The sequence below is a fragment of the Sphingobium sp. B11D3A genome (assembly GCF_025961695.1).
In the GTDB taxonomy this organism is placed as follows: domain Bacteria; phylum Pseudomonadota; class Alphaproteobacteria; order Sphingomonadales; family Sphingomonadaceae; genus Sphingobium.
This window is the reverse complement of the sequence record NZ_JAOQOE010000001.1, coordinates 395,481-421,869: the sequence shown is the minus strand read 5'-3', so window position 1 is coordinate 421,869 and position 26,389 is coordinate 395,481. Positions and strand designations below refer to the sequence as shown.

At 63.9% G+C, this 26,389-nt stretch carries 26 protein-coding genes, 1 tRNA gene and 1 other annotated feature; of the genes, 9 read left to right on the top strand and 18 right to left on the bottom strand.

Annotated features, from left to right (window positions below):
* The first annotated feature begins 88 nt into the window (after positions 1-88).
* From M2332_RS02025 to M2332_RS02000, 6 genes are all read left to right on the top strand, one after another.
* A tRNA-Lys gene (locus M2332_RS02025) sits at positions 89-164 on the top strand.
* Between the two features lie 157 nt (positions 165-321).
* Positions 322-651: an ArsR/SmtB family transcription factor gene (locus tag M2332_RS02020; RefSeq protein ID WP_264572762.1), complete on the top strand. Its 330-nt coding sequence runs from the start codon at positions 322-324 to the stop codon at positions 649-651.
* Between the two features lie 11 nt (positions 652-662).
* On the top strand, positions 663-1,088 hold the full coding sequence (gene arsC / locus M2332_RS02015) for an arsenate reductase (glutaredoxin) (protein ID WP_264572761.1): 426 nt from the start codon (positions 663-665) through the stop codon (positions 1,086-1,088).
* Positions 1,088-1,324 carry a hypothetical protein gene (locus M2332_RS02010; protein ID WP_264572760.1) on the top strand — a complete coding sequence of 79 codons (237 nt, stop codon included), beginning with the start codon at positions 1,088-1,090 and terminating at the stop codon, positions 1,322-1,324. The genes arsC and M2332_RS02010 overlap by 1 nt, the downstream gene beginning before the upstream one ends.
* Positions 1,321-2,070, top strand: a complete 750-nt coding sequence (arsH, locus tag M2332_RS02005) for an arsenical resistance protein ArsH (RefSeq protein WP_319801475.1) — start codon at positions 1,321-1,323, stop codon at positions 2,068-2,070. Before M2332_RS02010 ends, arsH begins: the two co-directional genes overlap by 4 nt.
* Before the next feature lie 106 nt (positions 2,071-2,176).
* Positions 2,177-2,232, top strand: a sequence feature (sul1 is cis-regulatory element that is thought to sense ions involved in sulfur or methionine metabolism; They are found in Alphaproteobacteria).
* Between the two features lie 59 nt (positions 2,233-2,291).
* Entirely contained in the window at positions 2,292-3,788 is a 1,497-nt protein-coding gene (locus tag M2332_RS02000) for a SulP family inorganic anion transporter (protein WP_264572759.1), read from the top strand.
* Between the two features lie 31 nt (positions 3,789-3,819).
* On the opposite strand, the gene glcF is transcribed toward M2332_RS02000, so the two are convergent.
* The 3 genes from glcF to M2332_RS01985 are packed head-to-tail and all read right to left on the bottom strand — an operon-like array spanning position 3,820 to position 7,746.
* Positions 3,820-5,100 carry a glycolate oxidase subunit GlcF gene (gene glcF / locus M2332_RS01995; protein WP_264572758.1) on the bottom strand — a complete coding sequence of 427 codons (1,281 nt, stop codon included), beginning with the start codon at positions 5,098-5,100 and terminating at the stop codon, positions 3,820-3,822.
* Positions 5,090-6,253 carry an FAD-binding protein gene (locus tag M2332_RS01990; protein WP_264572757.1) on the bottom strand — a complete coding sequence of 388 codons (1,164 nt, stop codon included), beginning with the start codon at positions 6,251-6,253 and terminating at the stop codon, positions 5,090-5,092. The genes glcF and M2332_RS01990 overlap by 11 nt, the downstream gene beginning before the upstream one ends.
* On the bottom strand, positions 6,253-7,746 hold the full coding sequence (locus tag M2332_RS01985; protein WP_264572756.1) for an FAD-linked oxidase C-terminal domain-containing protein: 1,494 nt from the start codon (positions 7,744-7,746) through the stop codon (positions 6,253-6,255). The genes M2332_RS01990 and M2332_RS01985 overlap by 1 nt, the downstream gene beginning before the upstream one ends.
* 278 nt (positions 7,747-8,024) lie before the next feature.
* Between M2332_RS01985 and M2332_RS01980 the strand changes: the two genes are divergently transcribed.
* Positions 8,025-9,446, top strand: a complete 1,422-nt coding sequence (locus tag M2332_RS01980; RefSeq protein WP_264572755.1) for a FadR/GntR family transcriptional regulator — start codon at positions 8,025-8,027, stop codon at positions 9,444-9,446.
* 20 nt (positions 9,447-9,466) lie between these two features.
* On the opposite strand, the gene M2332_RS01975 is transcribed toward M2332_RS01980, so the two are convergent.
* Together M2332_RS01975 and M2332_RS01970 are read right to left on the bottom strand one after the other, a co-directional pair.
* Complete coding sequence (locus M2332_RS01975; RefSeq protein ID WP_264572754.1) at positions 9,467-10,888, bottom strand: spinster family MFS transporter; 1,422 nt, start codon at positions 10,886-10,888, stop codon at positions 9,467-9,469.
* Positions 10,889-10,937: 49 nt separating this feature from the next.
* On the bottom strand, positions 10,938-12,137 hold the full coding sequence (locus tag M2332_RS01970) for an LLM class flavin-dependent oxidoreductase (RefSeq protein WP_264572753.1): 1,200 nt from the start codon (positions 12,135-12,137) through the stop codon (positions 10,938-10,940).
* 84 nt (positions 12,138-12,221) lie between these two features.
* On the opposite strand from M2332_RS01970, the gene M2332_RS01965 reads away from it, so the two are divergent.
* The gene (locus M2332_RS01965) at positions 12,222-12,533 is read left to right on the top strand and encodes a hypothetical protein (RefSeq protein ID WP_181559580.1); all 312 of its coding nucleotides are present in this window, start codon (positions 12,222-12,224) and stop codon (positions 12,531-12,533) included.
* 44 nt (positions 12,534-12,577) lie between these two features.
* Here M2332_RS01965 and M2332_RS01960 read toward each other — a convergent pair whose 3' ends face one another.
* The 5 genes from M2332_RS01960 to M2332_RS01940 all read right to left on the bottom strand — a co-directional run bounded on the left by M2332_RS01960 (position 12,578) and on the right by M2332_RS01940 (position 19,854).
* On the bottom strand, positions 12,578-13,387 hold the full coding sequence (locus M2332_RS01960) for a CmcJ/NvfI family oxidoreductase (protein WP_264572752.1): 810 nt from the start codon (positions 13,385-13,387) through the stop codon (positions 12,578-12,580).
* A gap of 162 nt (positions 13,388-13,549) precedes the next feature.
* Positions 13,550-14,269, bottom strand: a complete 720-nt coding sequence (locus M2332_RS01955; RefSeq protein ID WP_264572751.1) for an alpha/beta hydrolase — start codon at positions 14,267-14,269, stop codon at positions 13,550-13,552.
* A 132-nt stretch (positions 14,270-14,401) separates the two neighbouring features.
* On the bottom strand, positions 14,402-15,811 hold the full coding sequence (locus M2332_RS01950) for an MFS transporter (RefSeq protein ID WP_264572750.1): 1,410 nt from the start codon (positions 15,809-15,811) through the stop codon (positions 14,402-14,404).
* Positions 15,812-15,835: 24 nt separating this feature from the next.
* Positions 15,836-16,822, bottom strand: a complete 987-nt coding sequence (locus M2332_RS01945; RefSeq protein ID WP_264572749.1) for a nuclear transport factor 2 family protein — start codon at positions 16,820-16,822, stop codon at positions 15,836-15,838.
* A gap of 32 nt (positions 16,823-16,854) precedes the next feature.
* The gene (locus M2332_RS01940; RefSeq protein ID WP_264572748.1) at positions 16,855-19,854 is read right to left on the bottom strand and encodes a TonB-dependent receptor plug domain-containing protein; all 3,000 of its coding nucleotides are present in this window, start codon (positions 19,852-19,854) and stop codon (positions 16,855-16,857) included.
* 335 nt (positions 19,855-20,189) lie between these two features.
* On the opposite strand from M2332_RS01940, the gene M2332_RS01935 reads away from it, so the two are divergent.
* Entirely contained in the window at positions 20,190-21,065 is an 876-nt protein-coding gene (locus tag M2332_RS01935) for a TauD/TfdA dioxygenase family protein (RefSeq protein ID WP_264572747.1), read from the top strand.
* Positions 21,066-21,088: 23 nt separating this feature from the next.
* On the opposite strand, the gene M2332_RS01930 is transcribed toward M2332_RS01935, so the two are convergent.
* From M2332_RS01930 to M2332_RS01895, 8 genes are all read right to left on the bottom strand, one after another.
* On the bottom strand, positions 21,089-21,691 hold the full coding sequence (locus tag M2332_RS01930) for a DNA-3-methyladenine glycosylase I (RefSeq protein WP_319801474.1): 603 nt from the start codon (positions 21,689-21,691) through the stop codon (positions 21,089-21,091).
* 106 nt (positions 21,692-21,797) lie between these two features.
* Positions 21,798-22,436: a type B chloramphenicol O-acetyltransferase gene (gene catB / locus M2332_RS01925; protein WP_264572746.1), complete on the bottom strand. Its 639-nt coding sequence runs from the start codon at positions 22,434-22,436 to the stop codon at positions 21,798-21,800.
* A gap of 224 nt (positions 22,437-22,660) precedes the next feature.
* Positions 22,661-22,873 (bottom strand): hypothetical protein, encoded by a 213-nt coding sequence (locus tag M2332_RS01920; RefSeq protein ID WP_264572745.1) that lies wholly within the window; start codon positions 22,871-22,873, stop codon positions 22,661-22,663.
* The gene (locus M2332_RS01915; RefSeq protein WP_264572744.1) at positions 22,866-23,174 is read right to left on the bottom strand and encodes a DUF3175 domain-containing protein; all 309 of its coding nucleotides are present in this window, start codon (positions 23,172-23,174) and stop codon (positions 22,866-22,868) included. The genes M2332_RS01920 and M2332_RS01915 overlap by 8 nt, the downstream gene beginning before the upstream one ends.
* 3 nt (positions 23,175-23,177) lie before the next feature.
* On the bottom strand, positions 23,178-23,960 hold the full coding sequence (locus tag M2332_RS01910) for an SDR family NAD(P)-dependent oxidoreductase (protein ID WP_264572743.1): 783 nt from the start codon (positions 23,958-23,960) through the stop codon (positions 23,178-23,180).
* An 11-nt stretch (positions 23,961-23,971) separates the two neighbouring features.
* On the bottom strand, positions 23,972-24,484 hold the full coding sequence (locus M2332_RS01905) for a DUF4142 domain-containing protein (protein ID WP_264572742.1): 513 nt from the start codon (positions 24,482-24,484) through the stop codon (positions 23,972-23,974).
* 104 nt (positions 24,485-24,588) lie between these two features.
* Entirely contained in the window at positions 24,589-25,779 is a 1,191-nt protein-coding gene (locus tag M2332_RS01900; protein ID WP_264572741.1) for a zinc-dependent alcohol dehydrogenase, read from the bottom strand.
* Positions 25,779-26,354, bottom strand: coding sequence for an SRPBCC family protein (locus tag M2332_RS01895; RefSeq protein WP_264572740.1), 576 nt, complete (start codon positions 26,352-26,354; stop codon positions 25,779-25,781). Before M2332_RS01895 ends, M2332_RS01900 begins: the two co-directional genes overlap by 1 nt.
* Positions 26,355-26,389 lie beyond the last annotated feature (35 nt).

The window sequence follows — 26,389 nt, the reverse complement described above, 5'->3', positions numbered from 1 at the left end:
GGATTTTTTGTTGGCATCCTCAAAACACCATGTTAACGGCCCACCTCCCGACGGGATGTTGATCAAACGATCAACGAGCCGCCGAAGTGGACGCATAGCTCAGTTGGTAGAGCAGCTGACTCTTAATCAGCGGGTCCTTGGTTCGAGCCCAAGTGCGTCCACCACTTTTCTCCTAAATTTCAATCTCTAGAGCGAAGCGAGGCATTGCTTCCACATTAGATTCCAGGCGTCCAGCGGCAGCCGCCGTTCGTTGTCCGAAAATAGCATCGGGTTTTCCCGTTCGATATTGCGCGAGCCAATCCTATCGGCTATTCCCGATGAATGGACGCCGATAACGCCCTCGCCATCCTCTCGGCCCTGTCGCACCCGACCCGCCTGTCGACCTTCCATCTCCTCGTGCGACACGAACCGGAGGGCCTTTCGACGGGGCAACTTGTCGAGGCGAGCGGGCTGACGCAGAGCACCTTCTCGACCCATCTGGCCGTCATGGCGAAGGCAGGACTGGTGATCTCGGAAAAGCGGGGACGCCAGCAGATCCAGCGCGCCAATATCGCGGCTTTGCGCGATCTGATGCTCTTTCTTGCCAAGGATTGCTGCCAGGGCCGCGCAGATCTGTGCGAACCGCTGCTTGCCGAACTCTCCTGCTGCTGAAGGACGGGATCATGACCACCATCGTCATCTATCATAACCCCGATTGCGGAACCTCGCGCAACACGCTGGCGCTCATCCGCAATTCCGGGGTCGAGCCGCATGTCATCGAATATCTGAAATGCCCGCCGACGCGAGCGCTGCTCGCCCAGATGATCGCGCGGGCCGGGCTGACGCCGCGCGCACTGCTGCGGGAAAAGGGCACGCCGTTTGCCGAACTCGGGCTGGGCGATGAGAGCCTGAGCGATGACGCGCTGCTCGATGCCATGATGGCGCGTCCGATCCTCATCAATCGCCCGCTCGTGGTGACGCCGCTGGGCGTGCGGCTTTGTCGCCCGTCCGAGCTTGTTCTCGATATCCTGCCCGATGCGCAGCGCGGCGCCTTCACCAAGGAGGATGGCGAGCCGGTCGTCGATGCCGCCGGGCAGCGGGTGAGCTGATGGGCACGTTCGAGCGCTATCTCTCGCTCTGGGTGGCCCTGTGCATCGTTAGCGGGATTCTGCTTGGCAAGGCCGTGCCCGGTGTCTTCGCCGCGGCCGAAGTGGCACAAGTAAACCTCATCGTCGCCGCGCTGATCTGGCTGATGATCGTGCTGGTCCAAGTGCGGGTGATGCTCTCCGCTGTCGCCATCGTGAAGCGCAGCCGGCCCTGGTATGAAAGGAACCTCGTTTCGTGAGCCGTGTGCGCATCCTGCCCGATCCTGATCTTCTTCCCGCGCTCGACCGTTCCTATGCGATACCCAGGCCCGCCCTCGGGATTGGCGAGGATCAGCCGCCGCCGCGCATCCTGCTGCTTTATGGGTCGCTCCGGGAGCGGTCCTTTTCGCGCCTAGCGGTCGAAGAAGCCGCGCGCCTGCTGCGGTTCTTCGGCGCGGAAACCCGCATCTTCGATCCCTCGGACCTGCCGCTGCCCGATAAGGTGCCCGGCGACGATCACCCGGCCGTGCACGAGTTGCGCGCGCTGTCGCTGTGGTCGGAGGGACAGGTCTGGTGCAGCCCGGAGCGGCATGGGCAGATCACCGGCATCATGAAAGCGCAGATCGATCATCTGCCGCTGGAGATGAAAGGCTTGCGCCCCACACAGGGCCGGACGCTCGCGGTCATGCAGGTGTCGGGCGGATCGCAGTCCTTCAACGCGGTCAACACGCTCCGCCTGCTGGGCCGCTGGATGCGGATGTTCACCATCCCCAACCAGTCGTCGGTGGCCATGGCCTATAAGGAGTTCGATGAGGCCGGCCGTATGAAGCCCTCCAGCTATTATGACCGGATCGTCGATGTGATGGAGGAACTGGTGCGGATCACCGTGCTCATGCGACCGCATGCGGCGCAACTGGTCGATCGCTATTCCGAACGGAGAGCGCGGGGAATCAGCGTAGATCCTTCCGCTAACCGCGCCGCGGCTACGCTGACCGATGGGCGATGAGCGCCCATAGGGTGGTCAGGACTATTCGGTCGATCTCAAGGCGATGCCGAGCGGTGGTTCTGTCCCTTGCCCGACCGCGTTGTGCCATGTAACAGGCGGGCAATCGCAAGGACCCGGTGAAACCCCGGGTGGCTATTCCGGCCGCCGATCCGCCGGACAACATCACACATGCAACCTCCCCCGCGCCCAATGTGCGCCATGTGCCTTGTTGTGGAATCCGCATGACCTCTCATCTGACATCGTACCGCCGCCAGTGGTTTACTGACGGACCGACCGCTCGTCGCGACATCCTGGCGGGTATCGTCGTCGCGCTCGCGCTCATTCCGGAGGCGATCGGCTTTTCGATCATCGCCGGCGTCGATCCGCGCGTTGGCCTTTATGCCTCTGTCGCCATCGCCATGACCATCGCGCTGATCGGCGGCCGCCCGGGCATGATCTCTGCGGCCACGGCGGCTGTCGCCGTCCTCGTCGTGCCGCTCGTCCGCGAGCATGGGGTCGACTATCTCTTTGCGGCCACCATCCTGATGGGTCTTATCCAGATGATCGCGGGTCTGCTGCGCCTCGATCTGGTGATGCAGTTCGTGTCCCGCTCGGTCATCACGGGCTTCGTCAACGCGCTGGCGATCCTCATCTTCCTGGCTCAGTTGCCCCAGCTGACCAATGTCGGGTGGCAGACATATGCCATGGCCGTGGGCGGCCTGGTCATCATCTATGGCTTTCCGCGCATCACGAGGGCCATCCCCTCGCCGCTCGTCGCCATCCTCGTGCTCAGCGCGATCAGCATCGGCATGGGCCTGCCCGTCAACACAGTTGGCGACATGGGCAAGCTGCCCGAGGGACTGCCGAGCCTGGCGCTGCCCAACGTGCCCTTGACCCTCGATACCCTGCGGATCATCCTGCCCTATTCCCTGACGATGGCCGCGGTCGGCCTGCTGGAATCCCTGCTCACCGCGCAGATCGTCGACGACATGACCGACACCGACAGCAACAAGCGGGTCGAATGCGCCGGCCAGGGCGGCTCCAACATCGTCGCCGCCCTGTTTGGCGGCATGGGCGGGTGCGCGATGATCGGCCAGTCGGTGATCAACGTCACGTCGGGCGGCCGTGGACGCCTCTCGACCTTCGTTGCGGGCGCCTTCCTCCTCTTCCTTCTGGCCGTCCTCGGGCCATTCGTGGGCCGGGTACCGATGCCAGCGCTGGTCGCGGTGATGATCATGGTCTCGATTGGCACGTTCAGTTGGAACTCCATCCCCAACCTGCGCCGCCATCCTGCAACCTCGTCAGTGGTGATGCTGACCACGGTCATCGTGGTTGTCGCCACGCATGATCTCTCGCTTGGCGTGCTGGCCGGGGTGCTGCTCTCCGGCATCTTCTTCGCCGGTAAGGTCCAGCGCATGTTCGCCGTCGAGCGTGATGAAACTGCGGACGGCGCGCAGGCCATCTACCGCGTGACTGGGGAGATTTTCTTCGCGTCGGTCGACCGCTTCACCCGCGCGTTCCAATCGGAAGGCACGGCGACCCGCGTCGTCATCGACGTGACCGGCGCGCATTTCTGGGACATCTCGGCCGTCGGCGCGCTCGACAAGATCGTCGCGCGCCTCCGCCGCGACGGGCGCGAGGTCGAGGTCGTGGGCTACAACCGCGCCAGCGCCGACATTGTCGACCGCTTCGCGTTGCACGACAAAACCGGCGTAGAAATGGGGCTCGCGCCGCACTGATCGAAGTTGCGGCGAATGAAGGGCTTGGGCGTCAGGTGATAGACCTGGCGTCCGCCCCGCCCAACGCCCGATCCAGCAGTTCAACGATGTGCAGTACGGGAATGTCCGTGGCGCTGGCGATCTGCATCGCGCAGCCGATATTGCCCGTGGCGATGACATCGGGCTGCAAGGCTAGCAGATTGGCGACCTTGCGATCGCGCAGCTGTGCAGAGATTTCCGGCTGAAGGATATTGTAGGTGCCGGCCGAGCCGCAGCACAAATGGGGCTCGGCGGGGGTCGCGACCTCATAACCAGCACGCTCCAGAAGCGCGCGCGGTTCGTGGTCGACCGATTGCCCGTGCAGGAGCGAACAGGCCGATTGATAGGCGACGCGGATGCCCTGCGGACGTCCCCGCGGAAGCGTGATTTTCGCGAGAAACTCGCTGATATCGCAGGCCAGCGCCGATAGGCGGGCAGCCCTCTTCGCATAAAGCGGATCGTCGCGCAGCATGGAACCATAATCCTTGATCGTCGTGCCGCAGCCCGAGGCGGTGATGATGATGGCTTTCAGGCCGGCGTCTATATGAGGCGTCCAGGCATCGACATTCCGACGCGCGGCGTTCAGGCTCTCGGCGTCCTGCCCCATGTGCCGGACCAGCGCGCCGCAGCAAACCTCGCCTTTGGCGAACAAGACCTCATAGCCGGCGCGCGAAAGCAGTCGGTGCGTGGCAGCGCGGATGTTGGGCTTCAGGACCGGCTCTGCACAGCCATGCAGGAGAATGACCCGGCCCAGATTGCCGGTCGCGGTTGGCGGCACCCCAGCAGCCGTTGGGCGTTCGGACGGCGCCAGTCGCAGCATCGCTGCCAGAGGGCGCGTGGCCGGCCATCGCGCCAGCAGCGGTGCGAAGGGGCGACCGAGCGGTGCGAGGCGCAGGGCCAGGGCAAGGCGGCGCGGGTGCGGCAAGACCGCGCCCAGCAGCCGCCGCATCAGCCGCTCGTGCCAGGGGCGCCTGTAATGCGTCGCGATCCAGCTGCGCGCATGGTCGACGAGGTGCATGTAGTTCACCCCCGACGGGCAGGTCGTCATACAGGACAGGCAAGACAGGCAGCGATCGATATGGCGCACGGTCTCGCTGGAGGGCATGCGCTCATTCTGGAGCATATCCTGCATCATGTAGATGCGCCCGCGCGGCGAATCCCGCTCATCGCCGAGCAGCACGTAGGTCGGGCATGTCGCGGTGCAGAAGCCGCAATGGACGCATTTGCGGATCGCGCGCTCACTGCTCGCCATCGCAGGATCGGCCAGCTGCTCGGCCGTGAAATCAGTGCGCATCGGCGGCTCCAAAGCGATCGGGTGACAGGATGCCCAGCGGATCAAACGCCGCCCGCACCCGTGCGGAAAGTGCGGCGACGCCGGGCTCTTCGACATGGAGGGCCGACATGCTGGTGCGCACCGCGGCTGGCGCGCGGATCAGCGTCGCGTGCCCGCCCGTCTGTGTGACGACCTGGCGCACGCAATGCTGATCGGCATCTTCCGGCAAGCTCAGCCAGATGAGACCGCCGGCCCAATCATAGCAGCGTCGCGCGCCCAGATACTGGAGTGCCCGGAAGACCTCAGGCCCACGGGACGGCGCAGTGCTGATCCGCCACAATATGGCCTCGTCCTGCAGGGTGCCGCCGCCCCTCACCGCCGCCCACAAAGGCTCGTCGGCGCCGTCTGCAAGCAAATCCGCCTGCCCCAGCAGCGCCCGCAGCACGTCGCCGCGCGCAGTCACCGATGGCGCGAAGCCTTCGATACGCAGCAGCGTGAGACCCGCCTCGGGCAGATGGGCGGCGCAGGCGACATCGGCTGGCGAACCCATGGCGCGGGCCATTGCTGCGACGGCCGCCTCGTCGTCCAGTCCACGCAACAGCAGCGTCGCGCGTGTCTGCGGGCGGGGCATGACCTTTAGGGTGAGGCTGGTGAGCGCAGCCAGCCTGCCCCAGCTTCCTGTCATCAGCTTGGGCAGGTCGTAGCCAGTGACATTCTTCATCACCTTGCCGCCACCGATAAAGGCCTCGCCACGGCCCGAGACGGCCTCGAAGCCCAGCATATGATCGCGCGCGGCCCCGGCCGAGAGGCGGCGCGAGCCGGAGACGCCGGCTGCGACGATACCCCCGATGGTCGAGGCGCCGGATGGGCGCGCAAAGACAGGACCATAATCGAACGGGTCAAACGCCAGCATCTGGCCCTGCTCTGCCAGAATGTGATCGATTTCGGACAGGCGCGTACCCGCCCCCACCGTGAGCACAAGTTCGGCGGGATCATAATCGATGATCCCAGCAAAAGCCGACATATTCACCATCAGCCCCTGCCGGTCCGGCTGGCCGATATCCGCCTTTGTCCCGCCGCCGCGCAGTTCCACCGGCATGCCTTCGCGACCCGCATCGCGGATGACCGCGCAGAGCTCAGCGATGCCAGTCGGCGTGACCATATTGGTGGTCATCAAAATCTCGGAAGGTCGGGGAAAGGCACCTGCCCCTTGTGCACATGCATGCGGCCGAGCTCGGCGCAGCGATGCAAGGTGGGGAAGACCTTTCCGGGGTTGAGGCGCAAGGCCGGATCGAACGCGCATTTCACCCGCTGCTGATGCGCGAGATCGGTCTCGCTGAACATCTCCGGCATCAGATCGCGTTTCTCGATTCCGACGCCATGTTCGCCGGTGAGCACGCCGCCCACCTCGACGCACAGGCGAAGGATCGCATTGCCGAGGTCTTCCGCGCGATCGAGCTCGCCGGGCTGGTTGGCATCGTAGAGGATCAACGGATGGAGATTGCCATCGCCGGCATGGAAGACATTGGCGACGGCGAGGCCATGTGCTGCGGCCAGCTCGGATATCCGCCGCAGCACATGCGGCAGGTGGCGGCGGGGAATGGTGCCATCCATGCAATAATAGTCCGGCGCAAGGCGACCGACGGCGGGAAAGGCGGCCTTGCGACCAGCCCAGAAGGCAAGACGTTGCGTTTCGTCCTGTGAGACCTGCAGGCTGACGGCGCCATTGGCCGTCGCGATGGCGCTGATCTCTGCAGCGAGATGATCGCATTCGGCATCGACACCGTCGATCTCGACGATCAGCAAGGCCTCCACGTCGAGCGGATAGCCGACCTTCACGAAGGCTTCGGCAGCGCCGACGGCGGCGCGGTCCATCATCTCCATGCCTGCCGGAATAATGCCGGCGCCGATCACATCCGCCACGCAGCGCCCCGCCGTCTCGATGCTCGGGAAGCCGATCAGCATTGCTCGTGCCTGCAGCGGCTTGGGGAGAATGCGCACGGTGACTTCCGTCACGACACCCAGCAGCCCTTCCGATCCGGTCATGACGCCCAGCAGATCGAGATCGGCCGCATCGAGATGGCGGCCGCCCAAGCGGATGATCTCGCCGGTCATCAGCACCATCTCCACGCCGAGCACGTTGTTGGTCGTCAGCCCATATTTGAGGCAATGCACGCCGCCGCTATTCTCGGCGACATTCCCGCCGATGGAGCAGGCGATCTGGCTGGAGGGGTCCGGCGCATAATAGAAGCCCTGCGCTTCTACCGCCTTGGTGATCGCAAGGTTGGTGACGCCAGGCTGCACGACGGCGACCCGGTTGGCATAATCAATCTCGATGATGCGGTTCATGCGGGAGAGGCCGAGCAGGATGCCATCGGCCAGCGGCAGCGCGCCGCCCGAAAGCGACGTTCCTGCCCCGCGCGGCACGACCTTCACGTCATGGGCGTGGCACCAGGCCAGCACCTGCGAGACTTGCCCGACCGTCTCAGGCAGCACCGCGGCCAGCGGCATCTGCCGGTAGGCGGTGAGCGCATCGGTCTCGAACGGGCGCAGGCCATCGGGATGGGAGACGACCCCCTCCCCCGGCACGATGGCCTGCATCGCCCGCACGATCTCCGCGCGACGACCCAGAATGTCCGGGTCCGGGGCCGGCATGGAAATGGTCACGCGAGGCGACCTTGAACCGTCATCACCGGCAGCGGGGGCAGCTTGCGACGTAACGAAGAGATCACGACCTGGGCGCTTAGGTCGCCGAGCAGCTGCCTTTTCAAGATATCTTCCTGAGTTCCATCATGCGTATGACAGATACGAGTGTGCCAGAGCTTGGCGGACTTGGGCAGACTAAAATAGTGGCAACAATTCCGAGCGAAAATATAGTTGCCGCTGGCTGAATTTCGCTTGCATAACAAGGATCAGACAGTTTCAATCGGTCCGTAGAGGATCGCATGAACACAGCGGAAAAGATATATAGCGCATCCACCAGCGAGGATGCCGCCACCGCCCGCCTGGCCGAGCGGCTGGCCCGCAGGATCGAGGACGATATCGCCTCCAGCCCCTTGCCCGTCGGTGGCGTGATGGGGTCACTGCGGGGTCTGTGCGAGCATTATGCCGTGGGGCGCGCAGCTATGCGCGAAGCGGTCGCCCTGCTCGAGCGCCGCGGATTGGGCCGGCTACGTCCCGGACCGAGCGGTGGCTTCATGGTGGCGCAGCCCGACGTGGGCCGGATCGGGCTTGAGCTCGCTAATTACTTCCAGCTGGCTGGCGTTACGTGCGAGCAGGTGCTGGATGCGCGCGAAGCTGTCGACCCGCTGCTCGCAACGCTTGCGGCCACAGCCGATCGGTCAGACCATGGGATGCGCCTGGACGCGCCGAATGAACGCGAGGGCGGCCTTGCCTGGCATTTGCGGGTGCGGTCCGATCTGGCGGCGATGAGTGGAGACCCTGTCCTGCCGCTGTTCGTGCAGTGCCTGAACGAACTGACGATGCTGTTTACCGGGGTTGAATCGCATGACGGCGATTGGCTTGGGCAGGCCAAGCAGCAAGCCGAAGCGATCAACCAGGCCGTCGCCAACCGCGACGTGACGGCCGCACAGCAAGAGGCCGACAGGCTTCACCGGCGCCTTGGCGACTGGCTGGCCGCGCGCGATGCGCCGCTTTCGCCGCCGACCATCGAGGCGTCCCGTCAGGATGCCGACCGGACGCTCGCCCTCCTCGTCGCCCGCAGGCTGGCGGCCGAAATCCTGCCGAGCGGCAATGCCGGCCAGCGGCTGGGCTCCGAATGGGACTTGTGCGAGCGCTTCAGCGTCAGCCGCGTCACGCTGCGTCAGGCGATCCGGCAGTTGCAGGATAGCGGGCTCGTCGAGTGCCGCCGGGGTCGGGGCAATGGCCTGATCGTGCGGGATCTGCGCGGCACCGGCAGCATCCGGCTTGTCCTTGCCTTCCTGATCAGCCGGCAGGTCGATCCCCAGACCGCTGGCACAACGCTGTTCCAATTGAATCGCTTCGTACCGGCGCTGGCCGTGAGCCGCGCCAGTGCGGCGGAGCGAGCGCGGCTGCAGGAACTTCTCGACCGCGCACAGAGCAGCGACCCCATCGATCGCTATGATCTGCTGGCGCTGGTCCAATATGTCTCCAAGCTGGCCAGAAGCCCGATCATCGATCTCTTCTCGCGCTGCCTCGCGGCTTATGAGGCGCGGTTCCATCCCTTCCTGCTGGAGCGCCTGCCGGCGCACAAGCAGGCCGAATATTTCGCGCTGCTGCGCATGCTCCTCGACCGGTTGCCGATGGGGAGCGATGCGCAATTGGGCTGGGCCAAGGCAGAGGCCTCCCGGGTCATGCTTTCCATGAGCTCGACGCGCCCGATCTGATCGCGCGCGAGGCGGCGATCTTACACCGCCCCCGCCTCATCCTCGGGCCTGTAGACATCCTTGCGCAGATCGCGCGCGGCGAGAACATAGTGCAGGGCGGCCCAGAAAAACAGCACCAGCACCGTGACCAGTGCGTACCGCAAACCGGTCGATGACGCCGTGAGGCAGGCGGCATCGAGAGCCGTGCCTATGCCATCTGGCCCCCTGCCCCCCGGACAAGATGTGGCGAAATCAGCCGCGCCATAAGCGCGCCTAGCGTAGAAGTCACTGAGCACCCCGGTGACAGTCGGTCCGAGGCCGGCACCCAGCAGACCGCCGACCAGCGCGGTGATCGCGGCGGTCATGGCGCGCATCTGCGGCCCGGCAAGGTTCTGCATCGTGCCCATCGTGGGGGCCATGAAGGTGATGAGGGCCATATTGCCGAAGAAGATGCAGGCGAGCGAGACGTACAGTTCGCGGCTCATGAAGGCGCCGAAATAGATGGGCACGCACAGCGCCATACACAGCGCCGGCCCCCAGAGCACCCAGCGCATGTCTCGACGCGACAGCCAGTCGAAGCCGAACCCGCCCAGCAGCATGCCAATGCCGTTGGAGGTGAAGGTGACAATGCCGAAGATCACCCCGAGCGTCGCCAGGTTGATCTCGAAGCTGCGCAGATAGAAGGGCAGCACGAAGTTGGCGATGGCGTTGAGGGTGAAACCGGCAATGGTCACCCCCGCCAGCAAGTGGATGTAGGTCTTCTTGGCCAAAAGGAAGCGCAGCACCGTCCCCAGCGAGGGCACGGGTGCGCGTGTGATGCGGCCATCCGCCAATCCGCGCGGTGGCTCTCGCAGGGTGAACCAGACCAGCAGGGAGACCATGATGCCCGGTGCGGCCATGACGAAAAAGGCCGTGCGCCAGTCCCATTGCGTCGCCACCCAACCGCCCAGCGACTGGCCGAGCAGAAAGCCGAACGGTGAGCCGAGCGAGATGACGGCCAGCACCGAGGCGCGACGATTGGCCCGGTAATGATCGGACAGGAGCGATGATGTCGGCGGTTGCACCCCCGCCTCGCCGATACCCACGCCGATCCGCCCCAACAGCAAGGTCGTAAAGCCCGTTGCCAGGCCGCAGACCGCGGTCATCGCAGACCAGGCGGCGACGCAGATGGCGATCAGCCGCGTCCGGTTGACGCGCTCGGCCAACATGCCGAGCGGCACGCCCAGCACGGAATACATGATCGCAAAGCCCAGCCCCTGCAAAATGCCGAGATCGGTGTCGGTAAGCCCGAGGTCTTCCTTGATCGGCTGGGCGAGCACCGCGAGGATCGCGCGATCGGCGAAGTTGAAAATGCTGACGAGCAGCAGCACGAACACGGCCCATTTCTTGTAGCCGGGCCGCAGCAGCGGATGCGTTTCGTCTGCGAGCGGCTCTGCCGGATTATGCTGTGTCGTCGTCGCCATCGTCACCCCCCATTTCGTCGGTCGGTTCTACTGTATTTTTGACCGACTGCTATTCCGCTGCCTGCTGCCGCTCGGCATGGGGAACGAAGGTGACATTGTGCGCCTGCAGGCGGGGCAGGACCTCCTTGCCGATACGGCGGACCTGATTCATGTACATGTCGTGGGGCATGTCGCCGCGGTTGCATACCAGCAGCACATTGTTGGCGCCGGCATCGTTGCACTCATCGATGATGCGCGCGACGATCTCGTCGGCGGTGCCGATCGGCATGTGCTGGGCTGCGCCCCGGACCGTGTCCATCGTCCACTCGTTGAACACCGTGTCATCCTCGGCCAGCGTGCCTTTCGCGCCTTCGCGCAGATGTTCGAACGCCGTGGAGCTATAATATTTCGTCTTGCGCACATCCGACTGCCAGACCTGATCGTAGCGCAGCAGCGTGTTGAACAGATACATCAGGTGGCTGCCATATTCCTCGATGGCCTGCTCCTTGGAATCAGCCACATAGCAGTCGACCATGATGCTGATCTTGTCCGACTGGACCTCGCGTCCATGGCGGGCCTGGCATTCGGCGAAATAGCGGATGGTATCCTCGCGCATGGACCCACGGAAGATACCCGGCGTGATGGTCGCATCATGCTCGGCCGCCCATTCGATGGACTCCTTCGACCCGGTGAGTGGCACCCAGATCGGCGGGTGGGGTTGCTGGAAGGTACGCGGCCACAGGGAGACGTCCTCGAACTTGTAGAACTCCCCGTCAAAGGAGAAGCTGTCCTGCGTCCAGGCGCGCCGCATCACCTCGAAGCCCTCATTGAAGCGACCGCGCGATTCACCCATGGGCACGTTAAAGATCTTGTATTCGCGGGGCGCGCCGCGACCCACGCCACAGATAAGCCGTCCGTTGCTCATGCAATCGAGCATGGCAATCTCTTCAGCCAGACGCAGCGGCTCGTGGATGGGCAGCAGATTGGCGTAGACCAGGATCTTCAGGCGCTGGGTCACCTGCGACAGCGCTGCCGCCATCAGATTGGGCGAATTGCCCAGACCGAAGGGCGTGCCATGATGTTCATTGATCGCAATGCCATCAAAACCCTGCTTGTCCATCTCTGCCCATGCTTCAAGATGGTTCTCGTAAGTCTTTGCAGCGGCCTGCGGATCAAAATGACTTGCACCCAAGCGCGGAAGAACACCATCCTCGCGATACTTATCAACATTCTCTTGATAAGCGGTCCAGTCGAATACGAAGACCTTCATGATTTATTCTCCAACGTAACGCTTGAATATATTGTTAGACTGAACTTATACTGATGCAGTCTGAAAAACTTGAAAGGCGTTCTTATGAAAAAGACCTTCGTTGCTCTGGTCGAGCGAACAGACCTTTGGGACCCCAGCAAGGAAGCGCATGAGCAGCCCGGCTTTGCGGACCACGCCGGCTATATGGGCGCGCTCGAAAAGGAGGGCTTCATCGCCATGGCGGGCCTGCTGGCCGAGTCCGAGGATGTGCTGTTCGTGTTTCTGGCCGACAGCCGCGAAGAAGTGCTCGATCGACTGGCGAAGGACCCCTGGCAGCAGAGCGGACAGGCGAAGCTGACCCGGCTGGAGGAAGGCCATTTCCGCATCGGCGCGCCGGCCGGCGCAGCCTCGGGCTGATCCGGCGCGCAGGATGGCGGAGCGGACAGGAGAGCGCTGCGCCATCATGCGTCGAACACCGCGATGGTCCTGACCTCGAAGCTCTCCCGGCGCGGGGAATCCGGTTCGCTGGTCGGATCCTCGAACGCGGTATGGCCGGTCATCTGCCAATCGGGATTGCCGGTATCGTACAGGCGGAAGATCAGCGCCTCATCGGGCTGCATATCCGGATAATAATACCATTGATGCCGGGGATTGTAGGCCATGTTGAGGCCGGCTGGCATGCCCTGGCGGAAGCCGCCTTCTGGCTTGCCCAGCGATACGCTCAAGAAATCGCGCTTCTCGACACTGCGGCTGTCGCAGACCGCCAGCGGATAATTCTCGACCGGCTTGGTGCCGCGCCAGACATTGATGTTGACGAGGCGCTTGGCCGCCAGCTCCTCGGCCCGATCGGGCACGAGCCGCGCGATCCACTGCTGCAGCGCGGGCCCGTTGAAATCCACATGGGCGCTCAGCGCCGGGCCGCCGCCCTTGGCATCCTCGCCACCGCGCAAAATGCCCATGAAGGCGAAGACTTCGCTGGCGCCGGTCAGATCCTTCACCAGACGCGCCACCTCGGGATAATAGCGGCGCTCGAAATCATCCTTGTCGGTGAAATCGACATCTGTGGCGTGCTTCACCAGGGTGAAGCCCTGCGCATCGAATGAAATGTCCGCGAGCCGGGCGTTGTGCACGGTCACGTCATGGTCTTCCATCGAGAAGGAATAGGAGCCGTTCTTCTCGATCCAGCCTCCATCGGCCGCGCGCTCCGAATAGCGAATGAAGCTCTCGACCGAGGTCGGGCGCGAGGCGACGGCGGCAGCCTGATTGTTCACGATTCTCTCTCCTCATGGCGGCCAGGGCATCGCAGTCGGCGGACTATCCGTCCGGTCTGGCAATGCCGCTGCGGCCGCCTTTCGTTCAATTCGGCCCAGTGTGCGGACGGGGCGGCTTGAAAATAGTGCCTACATTGCAAGGCTGAGCCGAGCCGAGTGGCCTCAGGGCAGCGCGGATTCGATCATGTCGGCAGATTCGGTCACGGCGACATGCTGGAGATCATGCGTGAAGGGCATTTCTTCCACGCGCCAGTCCGGCTGGGTGCGCAACCGTTCGGCCACGGGGGCGAACGTATCGTTCTTGTAGCCGGTAGCGATCACATAGGTCTTTTGCGGGATGCGGTCGCGGGCACCGGTCAGTTCGGCCTTCTGCGAGAAGCAGTAGACGGACTGCGCTGTGCGCCGATCCTCGTAAGACGCACGCGAGGCGGGGTCCATATGCGCATTGAAGCCCTGCAGCAGCAGCCGGGGCGGCGGCACGAGATAATCCCCTTCCTCGGGCGGGAGGTGCGGTTCGCCGGGCACCAGATCGTTCAGCGACTGGCCGTTCTCGGGCATGAAAGCATCCATATAGAGGATCGACTGGATCACCCCCTCGGGGATCAGTTCGGTCGCCTGCGAGATCGGCATGCCGCCATAGGAGTGGCCGACCAGCAGCACATTCTCCAGTTCCTCATAGCGGATGACGTTGGCGATATCCTGCGCATGCATCGCCAGGTTGACGTCGCGACTGGTGAGGTGGGCGCGCTCGCCCAGCCCGGTCAGCGTGGGCGTGAACACATAATGGCCGCGATCGCGCAGCAGATCGGCTACCTTGCGCCAGCGCCACCCGCCAACCCACGCGCCATGCACGATCACGATCGTTCCACGCTTGTTCGCCATCATTCTCTCCCTCGATATGTGTCAGCTTGCCGGCGTCGCCTCACGCAAGAGGCATGCCGTTGATTTCCCCAGCGAGTGCCGCTGCGCCGGGCGCGAAAATAGTGGCGACAATAGGCAGATGCGGTGGGCGGTTCAGAGCGGCGCGCCATCGGCCCGCATCTCCAGGATGCGCCGCCGATAGGGCTTCACCCCCGCCCAATAGGTGATCGCCGCCAGCGGGAAGGAAATCGCCGCAGAGGTGGCGATGGCATATCGCAACAGCGCCTCGTCCCCCCACACATATTGGGTGAGGAAGGCGAAGTAGGTCGGTCCGAGCCCGCCGCCCACTGCCGTCATGGTGAACAGATAGAGCGCGGTGATCTGCCCCCGAATCTCGTTGGGCGTCACCACCTGCAAGGCCGAGTTGAGCGATGGCGCCGCCATCAGCATCAAGGCCGTGCCGATGCCGCCCATGCCGAGCGCCAGCCACGGGCTGGGCATGAGTGGCGCCGCGATCATGAAGGGCGCCGATGCAGTAAAGCCGATGGCCAGCACCCGCATGTTCGCATCGGCATGGCCGCGGTTGCGGAAATGATCGTTGAGCCAGACCGCACCGAACAGGGCCGGAACCGCCAGGATGAGGCTGAGAAGCCCGGTGTAGAGGCCCGTGCTCGCCGGTGCCCATCCATAGGTCCGCGCGTAAAAGGCCGCGCTCCATGCCGCCGTGCCGAACATGTGCATGGCGGTGAAGCACAGGCCGAGGAACATCGGGCCGTAAAGCCGCCAATGGGCGAGCAGATAGCGCAAGGTCTCGCGCAGGCCGACCTTGCGCGGTTGCATCCCCACGACCGCGGCCGCGCTGAACCCGCGGCGCTTGGGCTCCACGATCGTGGCGACCAGCAGCAGGATCGGGATGCCCATCAGGCCGGTCACCACCCACACGACCTGCCACTCGCGCACGGCGCCGAGCAGGGGCAGGTGAATGGCGGGCATCCCGGAGAGCAGGTGGATCATCACCGCGCCCAGCAGCAGCGAGAGCGCCGTGCCGCCTTGAAAGCCGACATTGTAGATCGCGATGGCGCGGGGCAGCTTTTCCGGCGGAAAATAGTCGGCCATCAGTGAATAGGAGAGCGGCCCGCTGATCGATTCCCCAGCGCCGATGCCAAAGCGTGCCGCGAAGAACTGCCAGAAATTCTGGGCTAGGCCGCATGCCGCGCTGGCAAGGCTCCACAGGAAGACCGATGCGGCGAGCAGATGTTTGCGATTATGCCGGTCCACCAGTCGAGCGGCGGGAATGCCGATCAGCACGTAGAAGAGACTGACCGAGAAGCCGAGCAGATAGCTCATCTCCATATCGGTCAATTGCAGGTCGCGCTTGATGGGCTCCACCAGCAGCGTCATGACGCCGTTATTGAGCTGGGCGCACATCTGCACGGCGGCCAGCACCCAGGCGACATGATAGGCCTGGCGCGCGGCCGGCCAGGCTTCATCCGAATAATGGGGGCGATAAGCGGGACTGGCGGCGCGATCCGGATCGGGCTGCGCGGCGGTGGTGTCAGTCAAATCGTCTCTCCACGCAGCGTGTCATCAATCGGTATAGGGACCGGGCACGGTCCCCGGCTTCATCGCGCCGGTCCAATGCTCCGCGAGGCGCCCCATCTCGATCCGGAACATGTTGAACCGGGTTGTCGTGTAACTGGCCCCTGCCCGGCTTGGGTGCGGATGCTCATGGCCGGACACCACGACCACGAGATCGCCCTTCGCGACCATGGCGACGAGTGTAGCCTGCATAGCCTGAGCAAGCGGTACCGCAGTGCGACCCTTGGCTGCAGCGAGGATCGCCGGTGTGCCGTCCGTCGCGCGTGGATCATGCTCGATGAAGTCTTTGGCCAGATAGCGCGCGGCGGTCGCCACGTCGCCCGCATCGACCAGATGGCGCCAGGCGTCGAACACGAGCCGCTTGTTGGCTGCCAGCGCCGGATCGTCCGATTGGAGCAGCGCTTGCTGGGCCGGCCCGGTCGCCCCCGTCACCGGTTGCGGCCCGCCCTTGTCTGGAGACGGTAGATCTGGGCCGGGCGGAGCCTCGACCGAGTGCCAATGCTCGGCCAGACGGTCCCCTTCCACCCGGAACAGATTGAAGTGCGTGCTGGTATAGCGCCCGGACCCGACCAGTTCGCGCAGCTCCTCCCGCAACGCCATCACCACCAGATCGCCTTCTGCAACCATCGTGACGAGCGGCGGCGAAACCAGTGCCGGGATGTCGCGGCGGGGCACGGCCGAGAAGATCTGCTTGAAGGCCGCGCGCCCGCTCGGCAGCACCGGGCTGTGCTGGATATAGCCTTCCGTCAGCAGATCGTCAGCCCGCTCGACATGGCCGGCATTGACGATGCTGCGCCACATGTCGAACGCCAGGCGCTTGTTCCGGGCCAGACGCGGGTCCTTGTCTTCCAGCAGAGACAGTGGCGCAGGGTGACCGATGACCGCCACGACGCTTCCCTCCCTCGCGGCAGCCACGGGCGGTGCGAGCGACGGCGATCCGTCGCCCGAGGAGGCCGTGCATGCCGCGAGCAGCATGCAGGCCGCCACCCCGCCCAGCGAACCCCGCGTCAAAAGCGCTTGCCGACCTGGATCTGCATCACACGGCCCAGCGCGCTGCCATAAGTCGGGTCGAAGCGGATCGCGCTGCCGGCGAGGCCCGCCTGATTGACGACCAGTGGCGGGTCCTTATCGAGGACGTTCTGCATGCTGAGGACGATGCTGAAATTGTCCGTCAGCCATGAGCCGCCCCGGTCCCCGGTGTCGAAGCCGATGGTCAGGTCGAACGTCGTGTAGGAGCCGATCTTGGCATAGGACGGGTCGACGCCGACCGGTAGTTGTGCCTGATCGATCTCATAGGAATTGCGGAAGTTGATGAAGGTGCTGGCGAACAGATCGCCCATGCCGATATCGCGCCGCCATCCCAGCTGGCCGCGCGCCTGGAAGGTGAGAGGGAAGCCGAGCTGGTTCACTTCCTGCACAAGGTCCGCGCCGGGCAGCGGGGAGACCTTCCAGCTCATCGTGTAGGAGGCCACCGCACCGAGGTTGAACCGGCCCATGCTGCTATCGAAGGCGTAATCGATGTTGAAATCGATGCCCCGGCCGACCGTCTTGCCCGCGTTGATCCGGCGACCGCTCACCAGCGCGAACACATTGCCCGGCGCCGTCGGCGGACCGAACAGACCGCCCCGCTCCCCGCCGGTGTTGTAGCAGCTGATCATCGCATCGTAGAGCGCCTGCGTGGTCACATTCTTCCCGAAGGCTGCGGCGCAGGACGGATTTGCCTGATTGATCGTCGGGAAATCGCCAAAGAAGGCAGTTGGGTTGTTCGCGGCCAGTGTCGGGAAATAGGCCGGGTTGTAGATGATCTGCGAGTTATAGATCTGCTGGTTGATCGCCGGCACACTGCCCACGTTGAAGGCCGGCGTCGTGATCTGGCCTTCATAGCTCAGCCACCAATATTTGGCGGACATGGTGAGGCCCGGAAGGGACGGCGGTGTCCAGTCCACGCCGATGGCATAGGTCTCGGAGGTCTCAGGCGCGAGATCGCGATTGGCGCCGCCGATCGACTGATAGATCGCGCCCATCGGGACGCCCTGGCACGCCGCGCAGATCGCCGGCGAAAGCTGATTGCCCGCCGTCACCAAGGGAATCACGCCGGTCTGCGAGAAGGGATCGTTATCGGCAAGACCCGGCGCGCGGAACGACGTGCCCCAACTGCCGAAAATCTTGAGGCCGCGCGTCGGCCAGAAATTGAAGCCAAGGCGCGGGTTGGTCGTGGTGCCGGCGTCGCTATAATCATCATAGCGGACCGAGCCGTTCAACTCGAGCTTGTAGATGAGGCCGCTTTCCGCATCCGGGCTGACGACCGGCACGAACAATTCGCCGAACACCGAAGATACGCTGCGCGGATTGAAGTTGTTGCCGCCGAAATTATTCTCGTTGAGCAGCGAGCCTTCATAGCGCTCCACGCCCACGGCCAGCTTCACCTGCCCGGCCGGGAGGGAGAAGAGCGGCCCGTCGGCGGTCGCCGAATAGACCTGCATGTCATATTTGGTGCGGTTGATGAGCGAAGTGCCGCGCGCATTGATGGAATCTGCCGTCGCCTGATCGGTGCACTGGAAGGCGGTGGGATCGCAGAAGAAGTTGAACGTCGCGAAGACCGGTGCCGGTGCGCCGCCGGTCTGCGTCGTGGTCGAGGGCGCATCATGCGTGCCTGCGAAGGCAGACAGGGTGACCGACCAGTCATAGGGCAGCTTGACGTCGACACCGCCGCCATAGGTCCAGGTTTCCGTTTTGCCGAAGCGGCGCGGCGACCCGATATCGTAGACGGTGCTGTAGGCCACGGAGAGCGCGCCCGTCCCGCAGGCGGCGAGAAGATTGGCCGGGCCGGTGACCACGCCGCCTGCATAATGGCTGGGATTGCAGGGGCTGAACGGGTTCGTGTTGGGAATGCGCGGCAACTGGCCGAGATTGGTGACGCGGTTGCTGGTCGATGAGTTGGGCCCGTTGATGGTGAAGTCGCGCCGCACGTAGAGCGCGTCCGCGAAAACACGCAGCCAGTCGGTAACATTCTGCTCGAAGTTCATCGCAAAGCGATCGGCCTCAACCTGCGGAATAACCTCGATGCCACTCCAGGTATTGAAATAGTTGGGCGTGGATTTGAGATCTGCGAGAGTCAGCTTCGACCCGTCCTGACCAGCCGGGATGCCGTAATAGATGCCGTTGATGACGACATTGCCCGGCGCCGAGTAAAGCGATGAGGGCGCCCCGCCATAAGGCGAGAGATCGTCATTATAGAGATCCGGGCGTGCCGAGGCCGCGAAGGCGGTCTGATAGGAGTGCTGGTAGGAGAGGATGATGCCGCCCTCACCCACGCTGCCCTCGCCCCAGCGCACCCCGCCGATGCCGGTCACATACCAGCCATCCTGACCGTCATTCTTGCGATAGCCGCCGTGGACTTCAAGCGTGTCCTCCGGCCGTCGCAGGATATAGTTGACCGTCCCCGCGATCGCGTCCGCGCCGTAGAGGGCCGAGCCGCCGTCCTGCACCACGTCGATCCGCTGGATCATCTGCGCGGGGTAATTATCCCCGTCGAACGAGTTCATGTTGCCGCCTTCATACGGCACACGGTGGCCATTCACGAGGCTGAGCGTCGCGCCCACGCCCAGACCGCGCACGTTGGGCGATTTGTTGAAGTTGAAGGAGTTGATCGTGTTGGCCTGCTGCGCCTGCCCGCCCGCATAATTGTCGCCACCGCCAAGACGCAGGATGGAGGGCACCGTGCCGAGAATGTCGGCGGTGCTGGAGAGACCCGTCGCCCTGATCTCCTCCTTGCCCAGTTGCACAAGGGCCGTGCCCACCGGTGCCTCGCCGCCGATGCGGGTGCCGGTGATGATGATCGCGCGCTCATTATCCGCATTCTCATCCTGCGCCGCGACATCCGCGCTCGCCGAACCGGCTTGCGCGCGCGCCGGCTGGGTCAGCACCAGCATCGAGGCGCTGCCGAGCAGCACAAGCGCGAATTGCGCGCGCGACTTGAATGAAAGACGATGGCAGCCTGCAGTCATGTTCACCCTCCCGGCCTTGCGGCTGTTTCGGGATGCACGATCCGGTACTGCGCCGCATTGCTCGCGTGTCGCAGACGAGGTCCGGTCGATGACATCCTCTCTTGTCCACTTGCCTTTGGGCTAAGCACGCGGGACGAAAATAGTGCTGTGAATTGGTTGCGGTCCCAAAGCATCATGAAAGCAACCTCCTGAAAGGCATGAACCCGCACCCGCAAAAGAACACACTATTTTGAGGCCAGGCGCTCATGCCAGACTGAGGGAGAATGGCATGGCGCGCAGGCAGCACCTGCACGCGCCGGGCTGAGAAAAGAGTGGGATGAGGAATGAGCGGAGCGATGAAGATCAACCAACTGCACCCCCGGTTCGTGGGCGAGATCACCGATCTGGATACCTCCCGCCCCCTCTCGCCCGAGACCGTCGAATTCTTCGAGGCGGCGATGGCGCAATATGCTGTCTGCGTGATCCGCAACGCCAGCCTGTCGGACGAGGATCATATCGCCTTCGCCCGGGCCTTCGGCCCGTTGGAACTGGCACCGCCCGGGCGCAAGCGGATTGCGTCGGAGCTTTACGACATCAGCAATCTTACCGCCGAGGGCGAGATCATCCAGCCCAAGCCGGATGGCGCGCAGCCGGCCGATTTCGAGCTATTCCATACCGACAGCCCGTTCAATTCCTGGCCCACGAAATGGTCGATGTTGCTGGCCTATGTCACGCCGCCGGAGGGTGCCGATACGGAGTTCATCGATACCCGCGCCGTTTATGACGATCTGCCGGCGGACATGAAGGCAAAGGTCGCCGACCTCAAGGTGGACCACGACCTTTTCCGCGCGCTGCAGCTGAACGGCGTCAAGTTCGAGGACGAAGAGATGCGGAAAAATTATCCGCGCATGACTCATCCGCTGGTCTGTACCTCGGCCAGCGGGCGCGAGGCGTTGTACATGGGCTGGCACGGCGTGGGCATCGAAGGGTGGCCGGAAGACGAGGCCCGCACCTTCCTGGACGAGCTCTACCGCTTCGCCACGCAGGAGCGCTATGTCTACGCGCATAAATGGCGGCCGGGCGACATGGTCGTGTGGGACAATCGCTGCACAATGCACAGCGCGACGTCTTTCGAGCGCTATCGCTACAAGCGCGACATGCGCCGCGCAACGATCAACGAATATGGCCCGGAGGTCTCGGCGATCGAGGCCAACAGGCGCGCGCCGGATTGATCGCCCCGGCCCCGCACGGCCGCTCAGCCCTGCGGGGGTTGGAACCCGGCACGAGCTTTGGCAACCCGTGCCCGGATCGCGCAGCCTTCGGCATGGTCGTTGAGCAGCCCCATGGCCTGCATGAAGGCATGGACCGTGGTCGGGCCAACGAACTTCCAGCCGCGCTTCTTGAGGTCCTTGGACATGGCGATGGATGCGGGGGACGTTGAGGCGAGATGCGGAACCTCGTCTCGGGGTTCGAAGCTCCAGACATAGGCTGCGAAGGAGCCGCTTTCGCGCACGAGATCCTGCACGCGCTGCGCGTTGTTGATGACCGCCTCGATCTTGCCGCGGTGGCGGACGATGCCGGCATCCTGCAGCAGGCGCTCGACATCCCTCTCATCGAACGCTGCAACGCGATGGAAATCGAAGCCGTGAAAGGCGGTCCGGAAATTCTCGCGCTTGGTCAGGATCGTGCGCCAGCTCAGGCCCGACTGGAAGCCTTCGAGGCTCAGCTTCTCGAACAGCCGCCGATCGTCGGACACGGGATAGCCCCATTCATCGTCATGATAGGCGATGTAATCCTCCGACGCGGCGCACCAGCCGCAACGGGCCACGCCATCGGATGCCGCAAAAAGCCCCGCCATGTTCCTTCCCCATCATCCGAGCGGACAGCGCGGCGCCAAGGCACCGGCAAGCTGTGATCTAGCCTGCCGCCGTCCCTGACGCCAGCGCCGGCTCGAGGCTTCTCCCTTATCTGTCGGCAGCGATGTTCGTGCGCCAATGTTCGTAGAGAGCCGGGATATCGCCGCTGGTCAGGATGGGCATGGCGCGTTGCAAGTCGTCATCGCTCCAGTCCCACCAGCACAGCTCAAGCAGGCGGGCAACGTCCGCCTCTGCGAAGCGCTGCCGGATCAGCTTGGCGGGGTTGCCGCCGACGATCGCATAGGGGGCGACGTCCTTCGTCACGACGCTGCGCGTGCCGATGATCGCGCCATGCCCGATGGTGATGCCGGGCAGGATCACCGCTTCCGACCCGATCCACACGTCATGACCGATGACCGTATCGCCTGCCGGCCGATAGCCACTGTCCGCACCGGCAAATGCCGGCACGTCCGGCATCCAGAAGAAGGGGAAGGTGCTGATCCAGTCGCTGCGATGCCCCTGATTGCCCGCCATGATGAAGGACGCGCCTGATCCGATGGAGCAGAACGAGCCGATGATGAGCTTGTCCGCGCCGTCATCGGGCAACAGGTAGCGGGCGCAATCGTCGAAACCATGGCCATGATAATAGCCGGAATAATAGCTGTAGCGTCCCACGCGGATGTTCGGGTGCGCAACAAGACGATCGAGCGTGATGCCCTTGAAGAGGCTTTCAAATATATTTTGCATGGTTGGTCTGGCCTGAAGATTTGATCGCCAGCTTCGAGGGCCTGAGACGGCCGCTGGCGCAAGACAACGTGCGGGCGATCGCTGGATCGCCCGCCTTCAGCTTCTCAGGTCAATGACGCGGAAGCACGATGCAGATGGTACACGGTGCTATCTTCATCCCGCGATGATGGCGCAAATGCTTCAGAATGCCAAGTCAGGCGATGTACTCGCCCTCCCGCAACAGGCTATTGCTGCTCGGGATAATCCTCTGGCTTGACCGAGCCGACCATCGGGCGGTCTTCCACCTTCTCCTGAGACTGACCACCGCCGGTGCGATTGTCATTCTCGGCAGCGTCCGGGCGCGTATCGCCCATCGGCCCGCGCGGCATCTCGGTTGGATTGCCCTTCTCGCCCTTGTCCTTGGGAGGATCGGCCTCCGCTTCGCGATCCTTATCCATGGGCCTTCTCCTTTCCAGCGGTCTTTGGCTCCTTGCCAAAAGCCTCGCGCAACTCATCCTTGGCTTTCTCGAGGATTTGGCGTTGCTCCTTGCCGAGATTGTCGCCGGCGCGGTTGATGTAAAAGGTGAGCATGCTCATCGCGGACTGAAGCGGGGTGCCCTTGCGTCGCTTGCTATGCTCCGCCGAGCGCTTGAGCGAGGCTGCGATCTTTGCAGGGTCGTGATGCTTGAAGACACCGTCGTCCAGATCGAGCGCATCCGAATGTTCGGTCACATCCTGAGACCATTTCTTGTCCGCCATGGCTCAGTCCTTCCCGCTGCCGGGCTCGGCCAGCTTGCGGTGCTGCTCGGCGAGCATCGCCTGTGGCACGACGCCGGCGGCGGCGACCTGCAGCTTGTTGGAGAGGCCCGAGACGATATGCCCCTTGCCATCCAGCAGCGCCTTCCAGCCATCGCGCGCGACTTTGGCGGGATCGGCCTTGTCCTGCTGGCCGACCTGCGTATCCAGCAGACCGGCGCGCTCGAAGAACTCGGTGTCCGTGGGGCCGGGCATCAATGTGGTGAGGGTAACGCCCTCGGCCTCCTTGATCTCGTTGCGCAGCGCTTCGGTGAAATTGTCGATGAACGCCTTGGTCGCGTTGTACACGGCATTGAAGGTGCCCGGGATGTAGCCCGCGATGGAGCCGGTGACGAGAATCTTGCCGTCATTGCGCGCGACCATGTCGGCCAGCACCTTCTGCAGAAGATAGACGGTGCCGGTGACATTGGTGTCGACAGACCGTCGCCACATGGCGACATCATGCTCCAGAAAGGGTCCGCCCGTGCCGACCCCGGCATTGGCGCAAAGCACGTCGATCCTCCGGCCTTCCGCTGCGGCCAGAAGCCGATCCACGCCGTCGAGCGTGGAGAGATCGGCCTCCAGCGACCGCACGTCGCCGCCATGGCGCCTGAAGTCCTGCGCGGCCGCGTCGATCAGCGGCTCGTCAGCAACGACCAGCAGGTCATAGCCATCCTGCCCGATGAGATGGGCGAGTTCGAAACCGATGCCGGTAGACGCGCCCGTGACGATTGCGAATTTCTCGCCCATCCCATGCCTCCTTATGCGCCCGGCATCTTTGCCAGCATGTCGATATGCTTCTGGACGACCGGAGCGATCTCGCCCGCAGCAGCCTTGAGCGCCGGCGTGTCGCCGTTGGCGGCGTAACCCTGATGGAGCGCAAGCGCCGCTGCATGGGCTTCGCGTTGGGCCGTCAGGTAAGCCGTGGTGGCGGCAGTGCCTTCTGCAGCCTTGATGGCGTCCAGCTTGGCTTTCTGGTTGGCGTCGAGCGCCGGCGGCGTGACGGTCAGGCCCGCCTTTTCAGCCGCTGCCTTGAGCTTGGCGGTGGATTGCCCATGCGCATCGACCATCATGTTTGCGAAATCGGCAACCGGTTTGTCCGGATTTTTCGCGAGGATGGCGCGGGACGATTCGATTTCGAACAGGTCGCCCGCGCCTGCCTTGGCCAGATAGCCCGTCGCGTCGGTTGGCGCGGCGGACATCTCGCCCGGCGGCGGCGCGCCCACGGACATGTTCGTGGCATTGCCCGTCATGGCCATGTCGTTGTTGGTCATGGCTGTATCATTTGCCGGTGTGCTGCCCTGGCTGCACCCAGCCAATACACAGGCCGCCAACGGTATCGTAAAATAGAGTTTCATCATCCGTCTCCTTGCATGAGTCATGCGGCGACCCGGTCGAGCCCCGGTTTCAGCACCACCTTGGTCACTTCGTTCTGGTGATCATGGAACATCTTGTAGCCCTGCGCGGCTTCGCTCAGCGGCATGCGGTGACTGATGAGGAAGGTGGTATCGATCTTCCCCTCCATGATCGCATTCAACAGGCCCGGCAGATAATGCTGCACATGGGTCTGGCCGGTCTTGAGCGTCAGACCCTTCTCCATGAAGGCGCCGAGCGGAAACTTGTCGACGAAGCCGCCATAGACCGCCGGCATGGACACGCGGCCACCCTTGCGGCAGGCAATGATCGCCTGGCGGATCGAATGGGTGCGGTCGGTGCCTGTAAAGGTGGAGACCTTGATCTGGTCCCAGACATTGTCAGCGAAAAGGCCGTGCGCCTCCAGCCCAACCGCGTCGATACAGGCGTCGGGGCCAATGCCGCCGGTCATCTCCATCAGCGCCTCGTAGGTCTTGCTCTCCTCGAAGTTGATGGTTTCCGCGCCGAACTTTGCCGCCAGCTCAAGGCGGCGGGGGAAATGATCGATTGCGATCACCCGCTCGGCGCCCATCAGGAAGGCCGCCTGCACGCAGAACAGGCCGACCGGCCCGCATCCCCAGACAGCGACCGTATCGCCGGGCTCGATCTGCGCGAACTCGGCGGCCTGCCAGCCTGTCGGCAGAATGTCGGACAGGAACAGCACCTTGTCGTCGTCGATCCCGTCGGGAATGACGATCGGGCCAACGTCGCTGAACGGCACGCGAACATATTCCGCCTGCCCGCCGGCATAGCCGCCTGTCATGTGGCTATAGCCGAACAGCGCGCTCATCGGCTGGCCGTAGAGCGTCTGGGCGATATCCTGATTATCGGCCGGGTTGGAATTGTCGCAGGCCGAATATTGGTGCTTGCCGCAATGGTAGCAGCTCCCGCAGGCGATGGTGAACGGCACGACCACCCGCTGCCCTTTTTGGAGCGTCGAGCCGGGTCCGGTCTCGACCACCTCGCCCATGAACTCATGGCCGAGAATGTCGCCGGACTTCATCGTGGGAATGTAGCCATCGTAGAGGTGCAGGTCCGAGCCGCAGATTGCGGTGGATGTGACCTTGATGATCGCATCGCGCGGATTGATGATTTCAGGATCGTCCACGGTGTCCACGCGGACATCATGCTTGCCGTGCCAGGTGAGCGCGCGCATCAGGCCGTCTCCTCTTCCAGTTGCTTGTGCGTCCACGCCGACGTGGCGATCTCGCCGGTTTCCATGAGTTGTTTGAAGCGCCGCAGGTCGCGCCGGGCCTGAATGGCCGGCTCGCGCTGGAACATCTTGGCGATGACCTTGCCGATGAACCCTGCGGGGGGATCGTAGAGGATCGTCGCCGTAACCACGGTGCCGCGCGCGCCTGCATCGCGGAAATCGATGCGGCCGCTGTTCGGCACGTCGGCGCCCTCGGTCGAGGCCCATGCGATGAACGCGTCCGGTTGTTCTTCGGTGATGACGGCATCCCACTCGACGGTCCGGCCGCCTGGCGCCTTCACCACCCAATGGCTGGTAACATCATCGATCATGTCGACCCGCACGACATTGTCCATGAAGGTCGGCAGCCGGGTGAAGTCACGCCAGTAAGCGTACAGCTCCGCACGGGGGCGATTGATCGTCACGGAGCGGCCGACCAGACTGTCGCCTTTGGGTTCGACCAGGGTCGCCGCAGCCTCATCGACCGCGTGGCGATCTTTGGAGGTCGTCAGCGGTGCGTCGTCGCGCGCATCGGGCATTCTACTTCTCCTGTCGCGGGTTGGCTCAGTGAGCG